Origin of the sequence: Haloechinothrix halophila YIM 93223, assembly GCF_000504245.1 — a bacterium.
Lineage (GTDB): Bacteria > Actinomycetota > Actinomycetes > Mycobacteriales > Pseudonocardiaceae > Haloechinothrix_A > Haloechinothrix_A halophila.
In genome coordinates, this window is sequence record NZ_KI632509.1 from 3,175,667 (window position 1) to 3,197,544 (window position 21,878).

At 68.7% G+C, this 21,878-nt stretch carries 18 protein-coding genes; 10 read left to right on the top strand and 8 right to left on the bottom strand.

What is annotated here, in order from left to right; all coding sequences use genetic code 11:
• Positions 1 to 119 precede the first annotated feature (119 nt).
• The 3 genes from metE to AMYHA_RS14545 all read left to right on the top strand — a co-directional run bounded on the left by metE (position 120) and on the right by AMYHA_RS14545 (position 5,276).
• Positions 120 to 2,408, top strand: a complete 2,289-nt coding sequence (gene metE, locus AMYHA_RS14535; protein ID WP_034271759.1) for a 5-methyltetrahydropteroyltriglutamate--homocysteine S-methyltransferase — start codon at positions 120 to 122, stop codon at positions 2,406 to 2,408.
• 178 nt (positions 2,409 to 2,586) lie between these two features.
• Positions 2,587 to 3,792, top strand: a complete 1,206-nt coding sequence (locus tag AMYHA_RS14540) for a cysteine desulfurase-like protein (RefSeq protein WP_034271760.1) — start codon at positions 2,587 to 2,589, stop codon at positions 3,790 to 3,792.
• Between the two features lie 230 nt (positions 3,793 to 4,022).
• A complete protein-coding gene (locus AMYHA_RS14545) occupies positions 4,023 to 5,276 on the top strand; it encodes an HNH endonuclease signature motif containing protein (RefSeq protein ID WP_051399931.1) in 1,254 nt (417 codons plus the stop codon).
• Between the two features lie 27 nt (positions 5,277 to 5,303).
• Here the strand turns inward: AMYHA_RS14545 and AMYHA_RS14550 are convergent, their stop codons facing one another.
• The 3 genes from AMYHA_RS14550 to AMYHA_RS14560 form a co-directional block, all read right to left on the bottom strand.
• Complete coding sequence (locus AMYHA_RS14550; protein WP_034271762.1) at positions 5,304 to 6,149, bottom strand: MBL fold metallo-hydrolase; 846 nt, start codon at positions 6,147 to 6,149, stop codon at positions 5,304 to 5,306.
• Complete coding sequence (locus AMYHA_RS14555; protein WP_034271764.1) at positions 6,146 to 6,724, bottom strand: TetR/AcrR family transcriptional regulator; 579 nt, start codon at positions 6,722 to 6,724, stop codon at positions 6,146 to 6,148. Before AMYHA_RS14555 ends, AMYHA_RS14550 begins: the two co-directional genes overlap by 4 nt.
• 76 nt (positions 6,725 to 6,800) lie before the next feature.
• Positions 6,801 to 7,706 (bottom strand): ABC transporter substrate-binding protein, encoded by a 906-nt coding sequence (locus AMYHA_RS14560; protein WP_034271766.1) that lies wholly within the window; start codon positions 7,704 to 7,706, stop codon positions 6,801 to 6,803.
• Between the two features lie 22 nt (positions 7,707 to 7,728).
• Here AMYHA_RS14560 and AMYHA_RS14565 point away from each other — a divergent pair, with 22 nt between their 5' ends.
• Together AMYHA_RS14565 and AMYHA_RS14570 are read left to right on the top strand one after the other, a co-directional pair.
• Positions 7,729 to 8,844, top strand: a complete 1,116-nt coding sequence (locus tag AMYHA_RS14565; RefSeq protein WP_034271768.1) for a cobalamin-independent methionine synthase II family protein — start codon at positions 7,729 to 7,731, stop codon at positions 8,842 to 8,844.
• Between the two features lie 99 nt (positions 8,845 to 8,943).
• Positions 8,944 to 9,795 (top strand): IclR family transcriptional regulator, encoded by an 852-nt coding sequence (locus AMYHA_RS14570; protein ID WP_084037240.1) that lies wholly within the window; start codon positions 8,944 to 8,946, stop codon positions 9,793 to 9,795.
• Here AMYHA_RS14570 and AMYHA_RS14575 read toward each other — a convergent pair.
• Positions 9,779 to 11,020: a GGDEF domain-containing protein gene (locus AMYHA_RS14575; RefSeq protein ID WP_034271770.1), complete on the bottom strand. Its 1,242-nt coding sequence runs from the start codon at positions 11,018 to 11,020 to the stop codon at positions 9,779 to 9,781. The genes AMYHA_RS14570 and AMYHA_RS14575 overlap by 17 nt on opposite strands.
• 915 nt (positions 11,021 to 11,935) lie before the next feature.
• Between AMYHA_RS14575 and AMYHA_RS14580 the strand changes: the two genes are divergently transcribed.
• Together AMYHA_RS14580 and AMYHA_RS14585 are read left to right on the top strand one after the other, a co-directional pair.
• On the top strand, positions 11,936 to 12,370 hold the full coding sequence (locus tag AMYHA_RS14580; RefSeq protein WP_330760387.1) for an FHA domain-containing protein: 435 nt from the start codon (positions 11,936 to 11,938) through the stop codon (positions 12,368 to 12,370).
• A gap of 71 nt (positions 12,371 to 12,441) precedes the next feature.
• Entirely contained in the window at positions 12,442 to 13,449 is a 1,008-nt protein-coding gene (locus AMYHA_RS14585; protein ID WP_034271772.1) for a TerC/Alx family metal homeostasis membrane protein, read from the top strand.
• 3 nt (positions 13,450 to 13,452) lie between these two features.
• Here the strand turns inward: AMYHA_RS14585 and AMYHA_RS14590 are convergent, their stop codons facing one another.
• Positions 13,453 to 15,096 carry a GMC oxidoreductase gene (locus AMYHA_RS14590; protein WP_456236141.1) on the bottom strand — a complete coding sequence of 548 codons (1,644 nt, stop codon included), beginning with the start codon at positions 15,094 to 15,096 and terminating at the stop codon, positions 13,453 to 13,455.
• Positions 15,097 to 15,297: 201 nt separating this feature from the next.
• Positions 15,298 to 16,194 (bottom strand): LLM class flavin-dependent oxidoreductase, encoded by an 897-nt coding sequence (locus AMYHA_RS14595; RefSeq protein ID WP_034271774.1) that lies wholly within the window; start codon positions 16,192 to 16,194, stop codon positions 15,298 to 15,300.
• 145 nt (positions 16,195 to 16,339) lie between these two features.
• On the opposite strand from AMYHA_RS14595, the gene AMYHA_RS14600 reads away from it, so the two are divergent.
• A complete protein-coding gene (locus AMYHA_RS14600) occupies positions 16,340 to 17,188 on the top strand; it encodes a coiled-coil domain-containing protein (protein WP_051399933.1) in 849 nt (282 codons plus the stop codon).
• A 110-nt stretch (positions 17,189 to 17,298) separates the two neighbouring features.
• Here the strand turns inward: AMYHA_RS14600 and AMYHA_RS14605 are convergent, their stop codons facing one another.
• Complete coding sequence (locus tag AMYHA_RS14605; protein ID WP_034271776.1) at positions 17,299 to 18,615, bottom strand: DUF2252 domain-containing protein; 1,317 nt, start codon at positions 18,613 to 18,615, stop codon at positions 17,299 to 17,301.
• A 143-nt stretch (positions 18,616 to 18,758) separates the two neighbouring features.
• On the opposite strand from AMYHA_RS14605, the gene AMYHA_RS14610 reads away from it, so the two are divergent.
• A complete protein-coding gene (locus AMYHA_RS14610) occupies positions 18,759 to 19,274 on the top strand; it encodes a hypothetical protein (RefSeq protein ID WP_034271778.1) in 516 nt (171 codons plus the stop codon).
• 10 nt (positions 19,275 to 19,284) lie between these two features.
• On the opposite strand, the gene AMYHA_RS14615 is transcribed toward AMYHA_RS14610, so the two are convergent.
• Positions 19,285 to 21,114 (bottom strand): carboxyl transferase domain-containing protein, encoded by a 1,830-nt coding sequence (locus tag AMYHA_RS14615; RefSeq protein WP_330760393.1) that lies wholly within the window; start codon positions 21,112 to 21,114, stop codon positions 19,285 to 19,287.
• A 166-nt stretch (positions 21,115 to 21,280) separates the two neighbouring features.
• Between AMYHA_RS14615 and AMYHA_RS14620 the strand changes: the two genes are divergently transcribed.
• On the top strand, positions 21,281 to 21,874 hold the full coding sequence (locus AMYHA_RS14620) for an Rv1733c family protein (protein WP_034271780.1): 594 nt from the start codon (positions 21,281 to 21,283) through the stop codon (positions 21,872 to 21,874).
• The last annotated feature ends 4 nt before the right edge of the window (positions 21,875 to 21,878 follow it).

Here is a 21,878-nt window from a genome sequence, read left to right on the forward strand (position 1 = left end):
TCGCGGGAGGACCTTGCGGACGATCAGCCCCGGCGGTGCATGCCGTCGTGCCGTGCTGGTTGCACGTATCCCTCCCCTGGCCCCGGCGCCGTTACCGTCGAGCTCGCGAGGAGAGAGCGTTGACCAGCACGATTGGATCGACAGTCCTTGGCTACCCCCGGATAGGCCCGAACCGGGAACTCAAACGCGCCCTGGAGCGCTACTGGGCGTCGCACGGCAGCGAGGCGGAGCTGCGCGCGGTGGCGCGCGAACTCCGCACCGGCACGTGGCGCTCGCTCGCCGCCGCGGGCCTGGACTCGGTACCAGGCAACACCTTTTCGTTCTACGACCACGTGCTGGACACGGCGGTCACCGTCGGCGCCGTGCCAGGGCGCTTCACCGACCTCGGCCTGAACCCGCTGGACACCTACTTCGCGATGGCGCGCGGTGTGGCGTCGACACCGCCGCTGGAAATGACGAAGTGGTTCGACACGAACTACCACTACCTCGTGCCGGAGATCGGTCCTGACACGCGGTTCTCACTGGCCGATACGACGCCGGTCGAGCAGTACCGCGAGGCGGCGGAGCTTGGAGTGACCACTCGCCCGGTGCTTCTCGGCCCGCTGACGTTCCTGCTGCTGTCCAAACCGGACGACGACGCCCCGGATGCGTTCCGCCCGCTGGACAAGCTCGGCGAACTGCTCGAGGTCTACTCCGAGCTGCTGCGGGAGCTGCGGCGGGCGGGAGCGGACTGGGTGCAGCTCGACGAGCCCGCCTTCGCGGCGGACCGGACGCAGGACGAGCTGGACGCGCTGCGCGAGGCGTACCACGCACTCGGCGCGCAGACCGAGCGGCCGAACCTGATGGTGGCGGGTTACTACGGCAATCTCGGCGACGCGCTGCCCGTGTTGGCGTCCGCTCCCGTGGAGGCACTCGGCATCGACCTCGTCGCCGCACCGACCACAGTGGACACGCTGTCGACGTGCCGGAACCTGCGGGACAAAACGCTCGTCGCCGGGCTGGTCGATGGCCGCAACATCTGGCGCACCGATCTCGACACGGCGCTGACGACGGCGGCCACGCTGCTCGGCTTCGCGGGCGAGGTCTCGGTGAGCACGTCGTGCTCGCTGCTGCACGTGCCCTACGACGTCGAGGCGGAGACGCGGCTTGATCCGCGCGTGAAGTCGTGGCTGGCGTTCGCTGACCAGAAGGTCCGCGAAGTCGTCGTGCTCGGCCGTGCGCTGGCCGAAGGCCGCGACGTCGTGGCGACCGAGCTGGCAGCGGCGCGCGAGGTCGTCGCGGACCGCGGCAGCGCCGAAGGCGTGCGCGATGACCGGGTGCACGCGCGGCTGGCGTCCCTGCGCCCGGAACACGCCCGGCGGGGTGACTACGCCGCGCGGCGGCGGGCACAGCAGCAGTCACTGCGGCTTCCCCCGTTGCCGACGACGACCATCGGCTCGTTCCCGCAGACCACCGACGTCCGCAAAGCACGTGCCGCGCTCCGCACGGGTGAACTCGATCCCGCGACGTACACCGATCGAATGCGTAGCGAGATCGAGCGAGTCATTCGATTGCAGGAACGACTCGGGCTCGACGTTTTGGTGCACGGCGAGCCGGAGCGCAACGACATGGTGCAGTACTTCGCCGAGCAGCTGACCGGGTTCGCCGCCACCGACAACGGGTGGGTGCAGTCGTACGGCTCGCGGTGTGTGCGACCGCCGATCCTGTACGGCGACGTCGCGCGGCCGGAGCCGATCACGGTGGAATGGGCACGGTTCGCCCAGCAACTCACCGACAAGCCGGTCAAGGGCATGCTCACCGGACCGGTGACGATCCTGGCGTGGTCGTTCGTGCGCGACGACCAGCCGATGGCGGAGACGGCGCGCCAGGTGGCGCTGGCGATCCGCGACGAGACGCGCGATCTGGAAGCGGAAGGCATTCGCGTAGTGCAGGTCGACGAACCGGCGCTGCGGGAGTTGCTGCCGCTGCGGTCGCGGCGGCACAAGGCGTACCTCGACTGGGCGGTGGAGTCGTTCCGGCTGGCGACGTCCGGAGTCGCCGACTCGACACAGATCCACACCCATCTGTGCTACTCCGAGTTCGGGGACGTCATTGACGCCATCGTCGCGCTGGACGCCGACGTCACCAGCATCGAGGCAGCCCGCTCCCGCATGGAGGTGTTGGACGATCTCAACGCGGTCGGCTTCGACCGGGGCGTCGGACCAGGCGTGTACGACATCCACTCGCCGCGCGTGCCCGAGCAGGACGAGGTCGCTGACCTGATACGGGCCGCGCTGCGGGCCATCCCCGAGGATCGGCTGTGGGTGAACCCCGACTGCGGATTGAAGACCCGCGGTTACGGCGAAGTCGACGCGGCACTGGCGAACATGGTGCGCGCGACGGCGTCGGTACGGGAGTCGCTGACGTAGGCCGACCGTTCCGGCGGCCCTGGACACCTGCGTCCGGGGCCGCCGGGGGCCACCGGCCCGCCCGATGGCCCGCCACGACGGGCTGGTGCCGTGCCGTCCCGGACGCACGCCGCGCGGGATGCCGATACCGTCGCGAGTCGAACGATCCCATCGTCGGCGACCCCGATAGGAGTTCTCCGTGACGTATGACGTCTCCGCGATCCGCGCGCGGTTCCCCGCCCTCGCGGCGGGCATCGCCCACTTCGACGGACCGGGCGGCACGCAAACGCCGCGTCCCGTGATCGACGCGATCAGCGACGCACTGGCACGTCCGCTGTCGAACCGGGGCAGTCTGGTGCCTGGTGAGCGGAACGCGGACGCCATCGTCACCGATGCCCGTCAGGCGATGGCGGATCTGCTCGGCGCGCAGCCATCCGGGATCGTGTTCGGGCGCAGTGCCACCCAGCTGGCATACGACGTCTCCCGCGCCCTAGCGAAGACCTGGTCGTCCGGTGACGACATCGTCGTCACCCGGCTGGATCACGACGCCAACATCCGTCCGTGGGTCCAGGCCGCTGAACGGGTCGGCGCCACCGTGCGCTGGGCGGAGTTCGATCCCGCCACCGGCGACCTCACCCCAGAGCACGTGCGCGCCGTGCTCTCTGATCGCACCCGCTTGGTCGCGATCACCGCCGCGTCCAATCTGATCGGCACCCGGCCCGCCATCGCGGAGATCGCCGGCGACGTGCACCGGGCAGGCGCACTGCTCTACGTCGACGGGGTGCACTACACCGCCCACACGCTGGTCGACGTCGAACGGCTCGGCGCGGACTTCTTCGCGTGCTCGCCCTACAAGTTCCTCGGCCCCCACCATGGTGTTGTCGCGGTTCGGCCCGAAGTGCTGGACACCCTGCGGCCAGACAAGCTACTGCCATCCACCGACGTCATCCCGGAACGCTTCGAGCTGGGCACGTTGCCATACGAACTGCTCGCGGGCACGCGTGCCGCGGTGGACTTCCTCGCTGACCTCGCCCCCGAGACGGCGGGGAGCCGCCGTGACCGGCTGATGGCCGCGTACGCCGCGATCACCGAACACGAAGACCGCCTGTGCTCGCGAGTCGACAACGGACTGTCCGCGTTGGACGAGGTCACCATTTACTCCCGCGCCAGCGAACGCACCCCGACTCTGCTGGTCACGTTCGCCAACCACGATACGCGCGATGCCTATCGCTTTCTGGCAGCACGCGACATTCACGCGCCGTCAGGATCGTTTTATGCGCTCGAGGCGTCCCGGTGGCTCGGTTTAGGCGATTCCGGCGGTCTTCGTATTGGTCTCGCGGCGTATAGCAATGATGACGATGTAGATCGGTTGCTCGCCGGAATCGCGGAGTTTCTGCGGAACTGAGCCGGGACATCAGCCTCGGTGTTCGCACGACGCGCACGTTTCCTCCGGTGTTCTGATCCCAAACGGCGCCTGGACTGCATCACACGACGTCGAGAATGCAGGACACAACGTCCTGAATGACGAACACGGCGTCGGGAATGCATGACACGACGTCGAGAACGGCGAACACAAACTTTATTCATATCGATCACGTGTTCGATTCCGTCGGTGGTTCCCGATAGAATCGGGGCATGACCGGGAGCGGCAATCTGGGTGCCGCGTCGGGCTTGACCGACGCGGAGCTGATCGCTGCCCTGCGCAAGACCGAGCAGCAGCGCCACGAGCTGTATGCCGAACAGTTGCGACTCCTCACGGAGCTGACGGCCCGCAACGTCGCGCCCGAGTGGGGGTACGCCGACACCGCCGCGATTGCCCGCGACACGCTGCGGTTGACACCGCAGGAGGCACGCCGCCGCGAGAAGCACGCGCGGACCTTGATCATGTCCTTCACTCCCACCGGCATGCCGCTCGACCCGGAACTGCCGAACGTTGCCGCGGCCGCTACCGAGGGCGTGATCGGCCCGGAGCACATCGCCGCTATCACCGACGCGGTCGCGAAGCTGCCGCGGCCGGTTAACCTGGACGATCGCACGGCAGCGGAGCAGATCCTGCTCGACGCCGCGCACCATCACGCGCCGAACGTCATCGCGCGGCTCGGCCGCGAGATCCACGCGCGGCTCGACCAAGACGGCCCGCCACCGGATGACCGCGAGCCAGCCCACCCGCGCCGCAGCCTCGACCTGCACGAGACATCCGAAGGTCGCGTCTACGGCCGCTTCGACCTCGACCCCGAGACCGGCGGGCTACTGACGAACCTGCTCTCACCACACACGTGTCCAGACAACTCCAGCGCGGACGGACCGGACCTGCGCACCAAGTCCGAACGCGACGCCGATGGCCTCGTGGAGATCCTGCGGCTGGCGGCCGCCAACGAGAATGGCCCCAGCGAGGCGGGCGAGCCGGTCACCGTGCTGGTGACCGTAGGGCTGGAGCAGTTGGAGCGCGGGCTCGGCGCCGCCCTGCTGGACAGCGGCGCTCCGATGTCAGCGTCCCAGATCCGGCGCATGGCCTGCGACGCCCACGTGATTCCCGCCGTACTGGGCAGCCGCGCCGAACTCCTGGACATCGGGCGCAAGCAGCGCACCATCCCCGCGCCGATCCGCCGCGCGTTGATCGCCCGCGATCAGGGTTGCGCTTTCCCCGGCTGTGGCCGCAAAGCGAAGTGGTGCCACGGCCATCACATCCGGCACTGGGCCGACGGCGGCCCGACAGAGCTGAACAACCTGGTGCTGCTCTGCACGCGGCATCACACGACGATCCACCACACGGATTGGGACGTTCGGATCCGGGATGGCGTGCCGGAGTTCATTCCACCATCGTGGCTGGATCCGAGCCAAACACCGATACGCAATCCGCTGCACCAGCGAAGACAGTTCGCCGCATGACCCCGGCGGTCCAGTGTGGCGTTTCGGTCACCCTGCCGGCGCCTCGATGTACCGGGCGAGTTCGACGTGATCGTGCGCGGAGAACACCTCGACCTCAGCACCGTGTGCCGCGCGGAGATCGCGCAGCCGTGCCTGGTTCCGGTGGCGCGCCTGCCGGTCGACCTGCAACGCGCTCTGGAACAGCGCGAGCCCCGGTGTGGCGTGCGGATGAGCGGGGTCGGTCTCGTCGCGGAACATGTAGGCGTCGCCCGCGTGCAGCAGCCACCGCGCGCCGGTGTCCACCGCGACGCCGGTGTGGCCGTGGGTGTGGCCCGGCAGCGGCACCAGCAGGATCTCCGGTGGCAGGCCGGACAGTTCTCGCACCGCGTCGAACCCGAACCACGGCTCGCCTGTCGCCGCGTAGGTCGCCCAGTCCGGGCCGTGCGTCCACTGGCCTGATCGGTACCGCAGGCGCTCGTTCAGCGTCGGACCCCGCATCGCCCGGTCGTACTCCCGCGCGTGCACGTGCACCGTGGCCCACGGGAAGTCGCGCAGGCCGCCCGCGTGGTCGACGTCGAGGTGGGTCAGCACGATGTGCCGGACGTCCTCGGGCCGGTAGCCGAGACGCTCGACCTGCCGGAGCGCGGTTTCCTCCGGGTCCAGCCGGGGCCGGGTCAGCATCCGGAAACTCCGGCTCAGCGTGCGCGCGGGGTCCTCGATGTCGGCCAGGCCGTAGCCGGAGTCGATCAGCACGAGGCCTTGTTCGGTCTCCACCAGCAAGCAGTGACAGACCATCAGGCCCGGCGCCAGCAGGCCGCCATCGCCGTTGATCAGGCGGCGGCCGCGTGGGTGCATCGTGCCGCAGTTGAGGTGGTGCACGCGAAGTCCGGTCATGGTGTTGCCTCCTCGATCAACGCGGCGATTCTGGCCGCGACCTGGTGTAGCGGGGTGACGTCCCGCTGGACCCTTGCCAGCACGAGCGCACCCTCGATGGCGGACACGGCGACTGTGGCGAGCTCGGCCGCGATGTCGTCGGCGATACCGTCCGCGCGGAGTCGCCGGGCGATCACCGCGAGCCACGCCGCGTAGCCCTCGGCACACGCTTCCCTGATCGACCCGCTTTCCGCCGACGCTTCGAGCGCGACCGTCGAGATCGGACAACCGTCACGGAAATCCGACTGTGTCAACACCTCGCCCAGCGCCGCTGCGATAGCGCGGACGGCCGCCGCCGCGGTCGGGGAACTCCGGGTGGCCGCGTCGATGGTGTCAGCCAGTTCCGCGGCCGACATGGCCACGGCCTCGACCGCGAGTTGTTCCTTGCCGCCGGGGAAATGGAAGTACAGCGACCCCTTGGGTGCCTTACCCTCGGCGACGACTTGGTTCAGCCCAGTCGCGTAATAGCCCTGCCGCTGGAACAGCAGCTTCGCCGTCGCCAGGATCCGTTGTCGTGTCTCGCCACGCGCCGCCATAGCCAAAACTATATAGACTGGTCTACTTCTTGGCAAGCCGGCGATGCTCGAGTGACGCGCTCAATTGGTCCCGCACTCAGCTGATGAGGCCCGCCGTCACCAAGTGGGCGCGGCCGGCATCCGGCGCACCGACCGCATCGGGGTGCAGGATCGTCGCCAGCACCTCGACGCCGTCGACGAGCCGGGGGCCGGGGCGGACGAACAACGCGTTCGCGTCGACCGCCCACACCGGCAGGTCGGCGGGCAACACACCTCGCCCCACGACGTCGGTGGCCAGCGCGGCCGAGTCCGCGAGGTCGAAACCGCACGGCGCGGCGATCGCCACCTCGGCACTGGCGGACGCCACGGCGTCCCAATCGGTGCGCAGCGAGCGGTCGCCGGATCGGCCCAGCACGCAGTCGCCACCCGCCGCGGTCACCATGTCCGGGATCCAGTGGCCCGGCGCGTACGGCGGGTCGGTCCATTCCAGCACCAGCGTGGGCACGCGATCTCGGCCCGCCACCGTGTCGCGGATGGCATCGAGCCGGTGGGACAACTCCGCGATCAGCCGCTCGGCCTGGGACGTCCGTCCGATGGCGGCGCCGATCGTGCGGATGGACTCGAACACCGCGGGCAGCGTGCGGGGATCGACGTTGACGACGTCCGCCGAGCTGCCGAGGAAGTCGAGCGCGTGGCGCACCCGGCTGACGTCGACAGAACACACCGAGCACAGATCCTGGGTGAGCACCAGATCGGCGTCGAGATCGGCCAATGCGCCCTCATCGAGCCGGTAGACGTCCTCCCCCGCCGAAACACGCTCGGCGACCACCGCGTCGATCTCGGCGGCCGAGAGTCCCTCGGGCAGCGTGCTCGTCGACACGATCCGCTTGCCGCGAGCCTCTGGCGGGTAGTCGCACGCGACCGTGACCCCGACCAGGTCGTCACCGGCGCCGAGCGCGAACACGATCTCGGTGGCCGAGGGCAACAGCGACACGATCCGCATGCCCCCACCGTAGCCTCGAAGTATGACCGTCACGGCGCGCGCGGAACACGTCGGCAGCCTGTTGCGGCCCGACTACCTGATGACCGCCCGATTGGCCTACACCGAGGGCACGCTGTCCGCCGCCGAGTTCAAAGCGGTCGAGGACAGGGCCATCCGGGAGGTCGTCGCGCTGCAGCGCGACGCCGGGATGCCGGTGCTGACCGACGGTGAGCTACGCCGCGAGTCGTTCCAGAGCGAGCTGGTGGCGGCCGTGGACGGCATCACCGGCGCGGGGCTGGACGCCTGGCTGTGGGGCGAGTGGCATTCCGAGGAGTTCGGGGACACGAGCGTCGACCGGCCCGCCGAACTCGCCGTCACCGGGCCGCTGCGCAAGCGCCGCAACCTGGCCGCGGAGGAGTTCACATTCCTGCGGTCGTGCGTCGGTGAGGAGACGGTGAAGGTAACGCTGCCGAGCCCGACGCTGTTCGCGAGCCTGTGGTCGCCAGAGCGGCCAGGGCATTACCGCTCGCTCGGCGACTTCCTGGCCGACGTCACCCAGATCCTGTGCGACGAAGCGCGGGAGCTGGTCCGATTGGGCTGCCGCTACCTGCAGCTGGACGCGCCGCACTACCCGTTGCTGGTCGACCCGGCCTGGCGCGCGTTCTACGAGGAGCGCGGCTGGCCCGCGGAGCAGTGGCTGGCGTACGGCGTCGAACTCGACAACGCGGTCATCGCGGCAGGTCGGCCCGCGACGTTCGGGTTCCATTTGTGCCGGGGCAACCAGCAGAGCCGCTGGCTGGTCTCCGGCGGCTACGACGCGATCGCCCGCCAGGTATTCGGCACCATCGACGCCGATCGCCTGCTGCTGGAGTACGACGACGAACGCTCAGGTGACTTCGCGCCGCTGCGGCTCGTCCCGGACGACAAGGCGGTCGTGCTGGGACTGATCACGACGAAACGGCCCGACCTCGAAGCGGAGGACGCGCTGCTGACGCGGATCCGCGACGCGAGCACGGTGATCGGCACGGACCGCCTCGCGCTCGGCACCCAATGCGGGTTCGCGACATCGCTGCTGGGCAACGCCCTCAGCATCGAGGACGAACACCGCAAGCTCGCACTGCTCGTCCGCGCGGCGGAGCGCGCGTTTGGGGCGTTCTGAGGTGCGAGACGTCATCGGCGGCGTCACGCCCTTCGACCGCGCTATCGACGTCCCACCGCTCTGAGCTACGGTCTGATATCTCAGACGACGGGAGCCCGGATGGCGACGAAGCCAACACCACGGCAGCAGGGTGGCCCGGCCGCACCACGCGGCGGCACGGGGAGCAACGTGCCCGCTGTGCGGACGGCCGTCGCCGTGTTGCGGCGCCTGGCCGCCAGCCCTGACCCGCTGCCCGCCGCGGCGCTGGCTCGGGCGCTCGATGTGCCGCGCAGCTCGATGTATCACCTGCTGTCGGTGCTGGTCGACGAAGGCCTCGTGGTGCATCTGCCCGAGCGCCACCGGTACGGGCTGGGGCTGGGCGTGTTCGAACTGGGCTCGGCCTACCTGCGACACGACCCGCTGGAGCATCTCGCGCGGCCACTGCTGGTCCGGCTGGTCTCCCAGGTCGGCGATACCGCACACCTGGCCGTGCTGCACGGCGCGGAGCTGCTCTACCTGCTCAAAGTGCAGCCGGAGCATCCGACGACGCTGGTCACCGATGTCGGCGTGCGGCTGCCCGCGCACCTGACGGCGTCCGGTCGCGCGCTACTCGCGCACCTGCCACAGGAACAGGTGCGGGCGCTGTTTCCCAGCAAGGACTCCTTCCCCAGCCGCACCGGAGCAGGCCCGCGCAACCTGCCGGAGCTGCGTTCGATGCTGAACACCGAGCGGCGGCAGGGCTGGGCCGTCGAGGACGGGCTGGTCACGCCCGAGCTGGCGTCCGTGGCCGCGCCGTCGTTCGACCACAACGGCCACCCGGTCGCCAGCATCGCGGTGCCGTTCCGCCGTACCGCCCGGCCACCCGAGACGTGGCCGATGCTCGCGCAGCAGGTCATGGCCACCGCCGACGCGCTCACCCGCAGGCTGGGCGGGACGCCCGCAACCGAGCGAGACGTCAGCCAGACTCCGTGACCAGCACAGTCCGATCGCGGCCCGCGTTCTTCGCCTCGTAGAGCGCGGCGTCAGCGGCTTGGCGCAGATCCTCGAACGTCGTGCCGTGGTCCGGCTGCGCCGCGACCCCGATCGACGCGGTCCGGTCGGTGATCAGGATGGGCGAGCCATTCTTGTCGGTGGCGACGACCTCAAGGGCGGCCAGCTCGGTGCGAATACGATCCGCCACGGCGGCTGCGTCGGAGATCGTGGTGTCCGGCAGGACGATCACGAACTCCTCGCCACCGTCGCGCGCCGCGACGTCACCGGGTCGCACGGCGTGCTGGAGTACGCGTCCGACAGCGCCGAGCACGGCGTCACCGGCGGGGTGGCCCCAGGAGTCATTGATCGACTTGAAGTGGTCGAGGTCGATGATCAGCATCGCGGCGGGCGAGGCCGCTGCCTGACACCGCTGCAGTACGCGGGTGCCCTGCTCGGCCAGTCCGCGTGCGTTGAGTAGCCCGGTTCGCGCGTCAGTACGGGCGTGCTCGCGCAGTTCGGCGGCGTCGGCCTGCCGGTCGGCGAGCAACAGGTTCAGCGGCGCCAGCACCGCGAGCAGCAGCAGCGGAAACAGCGTGCCATGCGTCATCACGGCCCCGAGCAGCGCGGCGACCGCGAGTGTGCCCGCCTCGATCAGGTTCTCCGTGCGTGTTCCCCACTGATCGCGGAACCGCTCACCGGGGAGGCTGAGCGTCAGGATGCCCGCGTGCGCGGCGGCTTGGATCAGCCAATACACGCCAGCAGCCGCGGTGAGCGTGACGAGCAGCAGCGCCTGCCCGCCGATGCTTCCACCGCTGAGCGGGGCGTCGACCACCGCGAGCAGGATCTCGGCGGCGGCTGCCGATCCCAGAATGACGGCGGTGCCGAACAGATAGCGCCACCACGGCCTGCGCCGGATCCGGTACGTCCCGATCCGCATGCCGACGATCAACACGAGCGCCAGCGTGGCAGGCAGCACCACGACAGCCGCGAATGTCCACACGCTAGTGAGATCGAAGATCGGGCCCATCGCCCTGTCCCGACGGCGTTCCTCACCGCGCCAGACGACGATGATGTGCGTGGCGAGCGCGACCGCGAGCACACCGAAGCCAACGACATCCTCGCCGGTGGGCATGGGCGACTGCCGGACAGCGACCAGGCACAACGCCACCGCCGCGAGGTCAACGAGTAGCGCGTAAGCCCTGGGAGCGCTAAGACTCCGCTTCACCCGGCCGTATCCACTGGCGTCGTTGATCGTTCCCTCGGAAGAGTTCCCTCGACCATGGGAAGCAAGGACAATACGATCCGTCCACCGCATCAGGTCACCACCACCCGTAGTGACCGAATCTGCACTAACTGTAGCTGCAATTCGACATTACCCCCACCGGGAGATCGGACGCCGTGGAGATTCACACTATTCAGCGACCCATGCGCCGCTCTCCCCCGACCCTGCGATGGGAGGTGCCTCCTGTGGCTAACCGTGACTCCTGAGTACCAAGAATCTGTTCTGACCAGGCCGGACTCATGCAGGAAGGAACGTATCCGATGCGTAACCGCGACAGCTGAACCACAGGATCTGATCAACCCACGCCGACGGATGGAAGGACGCTCGCGATGCGTAACCGCGACAGCTGATAGCACCCGAGGGCTATGGCGTTCCGACACGCCGACGGTCCCGTCCAAACCCACGCGCTCCCTGCCAGTTCACCAAGTAATTGTCACCCGTACGAGCGACGAGTGACACGGTACCTGACAGTCCGTGCGCGTGGGAGTACGTTCTGCCTTCTTTCGCAGTGCGCGGTTCCAGACTCAAGAATGCCAGCTTTCGTCGTCACTCGAATGGCAGGACACTCACTCGCACCGACGGCCCGCGGCGGCCACTCCGCGAGGAAGTGCCGCGAGCGCAGCGGGCCGTGTCCGCGTAGCGAATCGCGGCGGCAATCCCTACTGTTGACGTCGCGAACACCACGCCCGAGGGAATACCCTTGCCGAATTCGGTAGCACTCCGTCCCGCTGCCACGCCGGAACCCGGTGTTGGTGTTAGAACTTTGTACGCTTCGCCCGATCTGGGCCGGACCACTACGGTGACACGCAGCGCACGACGAGACCCAGGCATGAGCAGCACGATGAGGAGTTGGCTGACGTGAACATGAGCTCCGAGCCGGACGACCTCCCCGGGGGATCCTCGGAAGGCACGTCATACTTTCAGCCCACCTTCGGCAAGGACACGGGCGCAGGCGAGCCGCAGCCCGAAGGAGAACTCGTCGAGGCCCGCATCCCGGCGGGCTCGGCGCTGCTTGTGGTCAAACGGGGACCGAACGTCGGCTCGCAGTTCCTGCTGGACAAGGGCACCGTCAGCGTGGGGCGGCACCCGGACAGCGACATCTTCCTCGACGACACGACCGTCTCGCGGCATCACGTCGAGTTCCATCGCAGGGGCACGCAGTTCCTGCTGCGCGACGTCGGCAGCTTGAACGGCACCTACGTCAACCGGCACCCGACGGACCAGACCGAGCTGTCCCACGGCGACGAGGTGCAGATCGGCAAGTTCCGGCTCGTCTTTCTCACCGGCCAATGACGCCAGGACACCCCGGACCGTGACGACGGCGCACGTGTAGCGACACGGCCACCGGGGTAGTCCCTCCGTCGATGCTGGAGATCAGTTGGATCACCTGGGCGCTCACCGTAGCGCTGGTGATCGGCCTGCTCACGGTAGACCTGGTGGCGTCCGTCGTGCGCCCGCATCGGATCGGTTTCAGTGAGGCGACCGCCTGGTCGGTCTTCTACATCCTCGTAGCGATCGGGTTCGGCGTCTGGTTCACCATGGCGCACGGCGGCGAACTGGGCGTCGAGTACTTCACCGGCTATCTGGTCGAGAAGAGCCTGTCGGTGGACAACCTGTTCGTGTTCGTCCTGATCATGACGACGTTCAGTGTTCCAGAGCGGCATCAGCACAAGGTGCTCACATTCGGCATCGCGCTGGCACTGGCGATGCGCGCGGTGTTCATCGCGCTTGGCGCGAGCCTGATCTCGCTGTTCTCGTTCGTGTTCCTGCTGTTCGGGCTGCTGCTGATCTACACGGCCATCCAGCTGTTCCGGCATCGCAACCAAGACCCGGACATCGAGGGCAGCCTGGTTGTCCGCACGGCGCGCAAGTTCCTGCCGCTCACCAAGGACTACGTCGACGGCAAACTGTTCGTGCGGGTTGACGGCCAGCGAAAGGTGACGCCGCTGGTCATGGTGCTGCTGGCGATCGGCACCATCGACCTGCTGTTCGCCGTCGACTCGATCCCGGCCGTCTTCGGCATCACCGAAGAGCCGTACATCGTCTTCACCGCCAATGCGTTCGCGCTGCTCGGTTTGCGGGCGTTGTACTTCCTGGTGAAGGGCCTGCTTGATCGCCTCGTGTACCTCTCGACCGGCCTGTCGATCATCCTGGGGTTCATCGGGGTGAAGCTCCTGCTGCAGTGGGCGCACGTCGACATCGACAAGCGCGTGCCAGAGATCCCGACGCTGGCGAGCCTTGGCGTGATCGTGGTCGTCCTGGCCGTGGTGACGGTGGCGAGCCTGGTCAAGGTCCGGCGCGATCCAACGGCCCGGGCGCACTCCGGTGCGCTCCAGGCACGCCGCGACCGGATACGCGACTCGGCGGGGTGATGGTCACGCCAGGTCGGTGGCGATGACGTGCTCGACGTTGCGCTCCGCGAGCGCCGTGATGGTCACGAACGGATTCACCCCGGTGCTGCCGGGGATCAGTGAGCCGTCGACGACGTAGAGGCCGGGATAGCCGGGCAGCCTGCCGTAGTTGTCGGTGGCCTGGTTGAGCACGCAGCCGCCCAGCGGGTGATACGTGAAGTCGTCGCCCCAGATCTTGTAGACGTCGAACAGGTCACTGCGATAAATCGTGCCCGCCTTGGCGTTGATCGCGTCGAACACGCGCTTGGCGGCGTCGATGGACGGCTGGGTCCAGGACGCCTGCCAGTCCAGATCGACCGTGCCGGTCGTGGGATTGAACCGGAACGTGCCCCGATGCGGATTCTTGGTGATGGCAAGGTAGAGGTTGATCCACGTCTCGATGCCAGCCGGGAACGGCGCGATCTCGGCGAACAGCGGGCCATTCGGATCGGACCAGTTGTCGATACCCATGACAGGCATGCCGGACTGCAGCGCGCCGGTGAGATGCCAGCCCGCGCGGCCGACCATGACATTGCCGTTATTGCCCCAGCCCGCGCCCACGTCGTCCGGCAGGTTGGGCAGCCTGCCCTGGGACCTCATCGCGACGAGCAGCTTGCTCGTGCCGACGCTGCCCGCCGCGAAGAACACCCGATCGGCGGTGACGGTCTTGGTCGCCAGCGTCGTGCCGTCGACGTCGATCCGCACCATGGTGACCGCGTAGCGCCCGCCCCTCGTGGGCACGACGTCGGTGACCGTGTGCAGCGGCGAGATCGACAGGTTGCCGGTCGCCGCGGCTGCCGCGAGGTAGGTCTTGTCGAGGGTGCGTTTGCCGTGGTTGTTGCCGTAGATCACCTCCGTGGCGAGCGCGGAACGCGGCACATCGCCAGCCGCTTCCCGCCGCATGTAGTCGAAGTCGTAGACGTTGGGGACGAACACCGTGTCGAATCCCGCGTTATGCGCGGTTTTTCTGCTCACCCGGGTGTAGCGGTAGCAGTCGGCGGACTCGAACCAGTCCGGGTCGATGTGGTTGACGCCAAGCCCGGCGTTGGCGCGCGGGAAGTACGTCCGGTACATCTGATCCGCGTCCACCGACGGCAGGATCTCCTCGAAGTAGTCGCGCTTCGGGGTAACGGCCATGCCGCCATTGACGAGCGACCCGCCGCCGACGCCTCGGCCCTGGTAGACGCGGGTGGCGGCGAACTGCTGGGAGTCCAGTATCCCCGCGGCGGACGAGATGGCCTTGTTGGTGGAGCCGCCCATGAAGTAGCCGAGTGGCTGGTCGGTCTCGGTGCGGAACCAGTAGGACCTGCCGTCGGGGTTGTGCATGTCGCAGAAGACCTTGCCGTCGGGGCCGGGTGTGGTCCAGTTCCGGCCCATCTCGACGACGGCGGTGGGGATGCCAGCCCGGGTCAGCCGGAGTGCGGCCACCGCGCCGCCATAGCCGCTGCCGATGACGAGCGCGGGCACGTGGTCGCCGTCGGCTAGCGCCCGGGACGGTTCCGCCGCCGCGGTGAGCGGCGGCAGCGCGAGCGCTCCGAAAGTAGAAGCTGTTACACCGAGGAATCGCCTACGGTTGATGCCGCGTCCGTACCGACATTTACCTGCACTGATGCCGTCTCGCTGACCCACGTCTACCCCTTCGCACGACAGTAAAAGTGATACACGTTATAGCTGTTCCGCCCGGTCCGTGTCAGCAGCCATTCAGCGGCACTGTGGCTGGAAAACGGCCGAGCGGGCTGAGCCTGGGGCGCGCGTGCTCAGGGCCACGCTCGATGCGGCGAGGCTCAAACTGTCGTGAGTGCTGATCAGGGTTAGAACCCGGATCAGCACTCACGACCTACGTTCGCGGGCCACCGCATCCCGCACGGCGGGCGCGACATCGCAGGCGAAGCGGCGGATCTGGCCCAGGTCGTCGTCCGCTGCCCCGAACACGAACGTGTCCATGCCGCCGTCGAGCACCAGCTCGGTCAGCTCGTCGACCCACTGGTCCACCGGACCGGTCAGGAAACCGGACGTCGCTCCACCAGTGATCGAGCCGAAGACGTTGTAGACCCGCTGGATGTCGGCGGGATCGCGGCCCGCTTGCCGGGCGGCGTCGTCGATGCGCGCGTGTTTCTCCGCCAGCGACTCTGGCGGGACGTAGCTGGACGAGGGTATCCAGCCGTCAGCGGCGCGGCCGAGCACGCCGAGCATCCGGGGTCCGGTGACGCCGAGCCACAGGCCGATGTCGTGCGCGGGTGCGGGACCAGGCCGGACGCCGGAGAGTCGGTAGTGCGCGCCGTCGAACCGTACCGACCGCTCACCCGACCACATCAGGCGGATGATCTCGATGGCTTCGACCAGCGCGTCCGCCGCGTCTCGGGCGGAGCGTCGCGGCCCGCCCATCGCGGTGATGGCGTCCCAGAACGCGCCCGCGCCGAGGCCGAGTTCGAACCGTCCACCTGAGAGGACGTCCAGGCTGGCGGCTGTTTTCGCCATGACGGCCGGGTCCCGCAACGGGAGGTTGGCGACGTCAGGGAACACCCGCACCCGGTCCGTGCGCGCCAGCACGGTGGCCATCAGCGCCCAGGCATCCAGGTGCCGCCGCTGATACGGGTGATCCTGGATGCCGACGAGGTCCAGTCCGTCCCGGTCGGCGGCGGTGGCGATCGCCAGGATGTCGTCCACCCGGTCGGCGTCCGGCGTCGGAAAGACGCCGAACCGCACGGGACGTCCGTAGTCAGGCATGCATCCAGCGTCTCACCGTTCACGGATAGTTTCCGGGCGGATGGAGCAGTCACCACTGTGAGCCAATCGCCAGCCTTCGTCGCGGCGCGAACGGCCCATACTCGATTAAGCTCGACGGTGAGCTGTGTGTGGTGGAGGTGTGGGGATGGAATCGCTGGACATCCGGGATGACCTGGTGCCGTTGCGTACCGATTTCGACGTGTCCTGGCGGGGTTACGACCGCGACCAGGTACGCCGGTACGTGCACGGCATCGAGACCGAGTTGCGGCTCGTCACCGCCGACCGGGACGCCGCCGTCGCCGAGGCGGAGAACTTCGCGGCGCGGCTGGAGGCAAGCCGGTCGGAGGTCCGCGAGCTGCGCGCACGGCTCGACCGGGTGTGCCGGACGCCGATCGAACCGGACGAGGTGCCAGGACGACTGCGTCGGATGGTGGAACTCGCGCGGGACGAGGCCGCCGAGATCACCGGACGGGCGCAGGCCGCCGCCGAACACACCTGGAGCACGGCCCAGGAAGCGGCACAGCGGCTGCGGAAACGCTCCGAATGGTTCCTCACCGACATGGAGGCACAACGGGTGGCCATGGTGGCCGAGTATCGAGAGCTGATGGATCGCGCCCACACCGAGGCTGACCGGATGTCACGCGAGGCGGAGCGTCGGCGTATCGAACAGGACGAGGCAGCCGAGCAGTACCGTGCGCAGGTCACGAAGGACTTCGAGATCGCCATGCTGGCGCGACGGGTGGAGGCGCGGCGCGACATCGCCGAACAGCGCCGCACCGCGCAGGCAGACGCCGAACGTCACGTCGCCGAGGCCCGTGCGGAAGCCAGCCGGATCATGCGGGCGGCGCAACGGGAGGTCGATGCGCTGCGGCAGCTCAGGGATGGGCTCGCCGACCGCGTGCGCGCCCTTGGCCGCTTGCTGGCCGACGCCGCGCCGCTGCTTGGTTCCGACGATGAGCCGGTGCCCGAGCAGCGCCTCGCGACCCCGGCATGACCGGGTGAGGCGGCAGGCGACGTGTGACTGCCCGCCCGGCGGGGTATTCGTCACCGTCGAGACGAGCGCTGACCCGCGCCGAGCCGGGAGCTCGCTGACGTCGAAGGCACCTACCCCGCCACGGCACTGACCCCGCCGAACGCTCCGTGCCGGAACGCGTCCACGAACCGGGCATGGTCAGCGCGGGTCAGCTCGGCGTATTCCCGCGCGAAGTCCTGCACCCAGCTGACCAGCTCGCCGACGTGCCCGTCGACGCGCTCCAGCACCAGATCCTCCACCTGTTCGGAGACCGCGAGTCCCTCGGCGTCCGCGTCCGCGACGCAGTGCATCTTCGCGGTGGCTTTGCCCAGGTCGGTCACCAGCTCGGTGATCTCGTCCGGTTCGGTCAGGTCGTCCCATTCCAGGTCGGTCTCGTACGGCGACAGCTCACTGACCACGAAGCCGGTGCCGTCGATCTCGGTCCAGCCAAGGTACGGGTCGGCATGCACCTGGAGCGCGCGCTGCGACAGCGCGGTGCGGTGGCCGTGATGCTCAAACGCCCCCGCCAGCCGGTCGTCGTGCACGACGGCACTGGCAGCGGCGACGTTGCCCTCCTTGACGGAAAGAATGATGTCGTTCTCCAGCGCCTGGCTGTGCCCTTCCAGCAGCACGTTGTATGCCCGCAGGCCCGCGCTGCCGATGCCGAAACCGGAGCGCCCGACGACATCCTTCACGGCGAACGCGATGTCGTTCGAGGCCCGTTTGGACTCCGGGATGGTGTCCAGGTACCGCTGGTAGGCGCGCATCACCCGGTCGTGCTCATCCTCGCCGAGCCTGCGCACGCCGGGGCCTTCGACGAACTCCCGCTCCTCCCCCACGACAACCGTGTTCGCGGTGAGCAGGTCGATCCGGCTCGCCGACCGCGCCGCGAGCAACGTCTCGCGCACCGGGCCGCGCGCGTTGTCCAGCCGCAGTGCCCACTCCTGGTCCCTGTCGGAGCGGGTGTAATAGGCGACTTGCTCCATATACGACCGGATGTAGCGGGCGATCAGCTCGTCGATGACGTCGTCGGGGAACGCCTTGCGCCACCCGATCAGCGCGAGGCTGGCCGCGCAGCGCTGGAGGTCCCAGGTGAAGTGGCCGAGGTAGGCCTCGTCGAAGTCGTTGACGTCGAAGATCAACCTGCCCTGGTCGTTGAGGTAGGTCCCGAAGTTCTCGGCGTGCAGGTCACCGTGGATCCACACGCGCGACAGCGCGCCGGTGGCCCACGGGTCCTCGCGCTCGGCCATGTCGGCGTAGTACAGCGCCGCCGAGCCTCGGTAGAACGCGAAGGGGTCGGCCGCCATCTTGCGGAACCGTTTCCGGAACGCGGCCGGGCCGCGGCGGACGCGCTCGGCGAAGGCGTTTTCCAGGATGCTGACGATCTGCTCGCTGCGGTGGTCACTCATCCCGGCCGACCGTACCGGCAAGACCCGCGTCAAGGATGACCGGCGCGCCAACGCATGTCTGGGCGAACTCCTCGGCGTTGCCGGGTTTGAGCCCCAACAATCAGGGCACCCGGCCAGATGAGTGACGTTTCGGAGGTGTTGTCATGCAGACGACCCACGCGGGATCCTCCGCACCGACGCTGCCCGTCCGGCTCGGCATGGGCGTGATCGGCGGCATTGTCGCCGGGGCCGGCTTCATCGCACTGACCATGTGGTTCGCCCACACGGACGGCAAGGACGCGGTCGCTCCCTTCAAGATGATCTCCACCATCATCGAGGGACCGCCGCCCGACGAGGGGATGGTCTGGCTGGGTGTGGTGGTCCACGTCGTGCTGAGCGTGGCCTTTGGCCTGCTCTTCGCCCTGCTGACGCATCCGTGGGGCACGGGCACCGTGGCCGCGCTCGCCGGGCTGGTCTACGGCGGCGTGATCTACGTCGTCAACTTCCAGATTCTGAGCCGGTTCGTCGACCACTGGAGCGCGTTCCTCGAGGGCACCAATCAGCCGTTCGAGGCCGCCACCCACTTGTTGTTCGGTGCGCTACTCGCGGTGTTCTTCCCTGCCGTGACGCGGCGCGCGCGCCAGAAGGAAGCTCCCAGGCACGCCGAGAGCGCGGCGTAGGCGGTAGGCATCACCACGTGTCCACGAACGGCCGCCCGCCAGGCTCGCGCGGCGGCTCCGCCAGCGTGGTGGTGATCCAACGACGGGTGTCGGCGGGGTCGATGACGTCATCGATCTCGAACACCGACGCCGCGTTGAGTGCCTTGCCGTGCTCATAGGCCATGGCGACCATCTGGTCGAACAGCTGCTGCCGTTCGTCCGGGTCGGACACCGCATCCAGCTCCCTGCGGTAGCCGAGCTTGACCGCGCCTTCCAGCCCCATGCCGCCGAGCTCGCCGGTCGGCCAGGACACCGTGGCGACCGGCACGGTGAGGCTGCCGCCCGCCATCGCCATCGCGCCGAGCCCGTATGCCTTGCGCAGCACGATCACGCACAGCGGCACCCGCAGGTTCGCGCCGGTGACGAACATCCGGCTGACGTGTCGCACGGTCGCGGTGCGCTCGGCGTCCGGACCGACCATGAACCCCGGCGTGTCACACAGCGACACGATCGGCAGCCCGTGCGCGTCGCACAGCTGCATGAACCGGGACGCCTTGTCGGCGGCCTCGCTGTCGATCGCACCGCCGAGGTGCGCGGGGTTGTTCGCGAGCAGCCCGTACGGCCGCCCCTCGATCCGCACAAGGGCGGTGATGATGCCTTCGCCGAAGTCCCCGCGTAGCTCGAGCACACTGCCGTCGTCGGCGAGCGTGTCAACCACCGAGCGCACGTCGTAGACCCGCACCCGGTTCTCCGGCACCGCCTGACGCAGCCGCCGCTGGTCCGCGCTCGCCCACTCCGTGAGCGGGCCCTGGAAGTAGGACAGGTATCGCTTGGCGACCTCGGTGGCCTCGTTCTCATCGGAGACGACGACGTCGACAACGCCGTTCGGTGACTGCACATCGATGGGCCCGACCTCATCAGGCTCGTACGTGCCGAGCCCGCCGCCCTCGATCATCGCGGGACCACCCATGCCGATGCTGGCATCCCGCGTCGCGATCACCACGTCACAGCAGCCGAGCAGCGCCGCATTGCCCGCGAAGCACCGGCCAGCGGCGATGCCGACGAGCGGCACCTGGCCGCTGAGCTTGGCGAACAGGTGAAACGCCATCACCTGCAGCCCGGACACGGTGGGGATGTCGACGTCACCAGGACGTCCGCCGCCACCTTCTGCGTAGAGCACCACCGGCAGCCGCCTGCGCGCGGCGACGTCGAACAGCCGATCCTTCTTGAGGTGGTTGTACGCACCCTGGGTGCCTGCCAGCACCGTGGCGTCGTAGGCCAGCACCGCGCATCGCGCCGCCTCCTCGCCGACCAGCGCGCCGTTGATCCCGGCGAGCCCGCCGACCAGGCCGTCCGCCGGGGTGCGTTCGATCAGGTCCGCCAGCGAGCGCCGCTGCCGCTGGGCCGCGACCACGAGCGGCCCGTACTCCAGGAAGGTGCCTTCGTCGCACAGCGCGGCGATGTTCTCCCGCGCCGTGCGCCGCCCGGCGTCGTGCCGTTTGGCGACGGCGTCAGGGCGCTGTTCGTCCTGCCCGACGGCGTGTCTGCGTCGCACCTCGTCCAGGTCGGCGCGGACCGTGTCGAGGTCGGCGGCGACGTCCTCGGTGTGCTCCTCGGCGGTGTCCGCCGCCTCGATGACGTCAAGCAGCCGCTCGTCGCGGCGCACCGTCTCGCCCTCGGCTACCGCCACCCGCGCGACCACGCCAGCGTGCGGGGCCGCCACGATGTGTTCCATCTTCATCGACTCGAGCACGACCAGCTGCTGACCAGCCCTGACCCGCGCGCCGTCGCTCACGGCAACCCGCACCACCGTGCCCAGCATCGGGGCGAGCACCCCGCCGTTCATGTCCTGATCCACCACAGCCGAAAGCTTCTCACGACGTGGCAAGCGGGTGCTTACCTTTCCGGCGGTTGGCATCGCGCTCACCGGGGTACCCGTCCCGACAAAGCCACCAGAAGTCCCTTCGGCACTGTGGTCGACAGGATCATGATGACAACGACAGATCCGCCGCATGAGGAGTCAGAGCATGTTCGGCACATCATCGGGTCCCGTGCTCTGGTCGGCGCTGCATCCCGGCGGGAACCCGCTCATCAGACCGTCGGATCGCCGTCAGGCACGGTTCACGGCGGTCCTCATCGCACTCGCGCTGCTCGCGGGCCCGTTCATGGCGGCGTACGCCTTCAGCTACCACGCGACTCTCACCGATCGCGCCGAGACACAGCAGGACGACCGCTACCGGGTCGACGCTGTGCTGCTCGAGGACGCACCCGCCACGAGAACCGGGGGCGCCACGGCGTTTCAGATGCCGCGCCAGTCGGCGGCACTGGCCGAATGGTCCACTCAGGACCGTGCGCGACACGTAGGCGTGATCCCGGTTGCCGGTGGCACGAGCGCGGGTGAGGCAGTCACCATCTGGGTCGACAGCGATGGCAATCGGACGACCGCCCCGTTGTCGGTGGGACAGACGGCGGCCGCGTCGGTGCTCGTCGCACTCGGCACCTGGCTGATGTTCGTCGCCGCCCTCGCCGGGATCTACCTGCTGCTGTGCGTCCGGCTCGATCACGATCGCTACGCGGAATGGGAACGCGAGTGGCGAAAGCTGGACGAACGCCGCACGTGACACG

Bases quoted from the DNA above. Each gene is read 5' to 3' on its own strand.
- AMYHA_RS14570 (WP_084037240.1), top strand. From the start codon at position 8,944: ATGGCGACGAAGCCAACACCACGGCAGCAGGGTGGCCCGGCCGCACCA.
- AMYHA_RS14550 (WP_034271762.1), bottom strand. From the start codon at position 6,149: ATGACCGGACTTCGCGTGCACCACCTCAACTGCGGCACGATGCACCCA.
- AMYHA_RS14600 (WP_051399933.1), top strand. From the start codon at position 16,340: ATGGAATCGCTGGACATCCGGGATGACCTGGTGCCGTTGCGTACCGAT.
- AMYHA_RS14560 (WP_034271766.1), bottom strand. From the start codon at position 7,706: ATGCGGATCGTGTCGCTGTTGCCCTCGGCCACCGAGATCGTGTTCGCG.
- AMYHA_RS14620 (WP_034271780.1), top strand. From the start codon at position 21,281: ATGTTCGGCACATCATCGGGTCCCGTGCTCTGGTCGGCGCTGCATCCC.
- AMYHA_RS14595 (WP_034271774.1), bottom strand. From the start codon at position 16,194: ATGCCTGACTACGGACGTCCCGTGCGGTTCGGCGTCTTTCCGACGCCG.
- AMYHA_RS14585 (WP_034271772.1), top strand. From the start codon at position 12,442: ATGCTGGAGATCAGTTGGATCACCTGGGCGCTCACCGTAGCGCTGGTG.
- AMYHA_RS14545 (WP_051399931.1), top strand. From the start codon at position 4,023: ATGACCGGGAGCGGCAATCTGGGTGCCGCGTCGGGCTTGACCGACGCG.
- AMYHA_RS14605 (WP_034271776.1), bottom strand. From the start codon at position 18,615: ATGAGTGACCACCGCAGCGAGCAGATCGTCAGCATCCTGGAAAACGCC.
- AMYHA_RS14555 (WP_034271764.1), bottom strand. From the start codon at position 6,724: ATGGCGGCGCGTGGCGAGACACGACAACGGATCCTGGCGACGGCGAAG.
- AMYHA_RS14565 (WP_034271768.1), top strand. From the start codon at position 7,729: ATGACCGTCACGGCGCGCGCGGAACACGTCGGCAGCCTGTTGCGGCCC.
- AMYHA_RS14610 (WP_034271778.1), top strand. From the start codon at position 18,759: ATGCAGACGACCCACGCGGGATCCTCCGCACCGACGCTGCCCGTCCGG.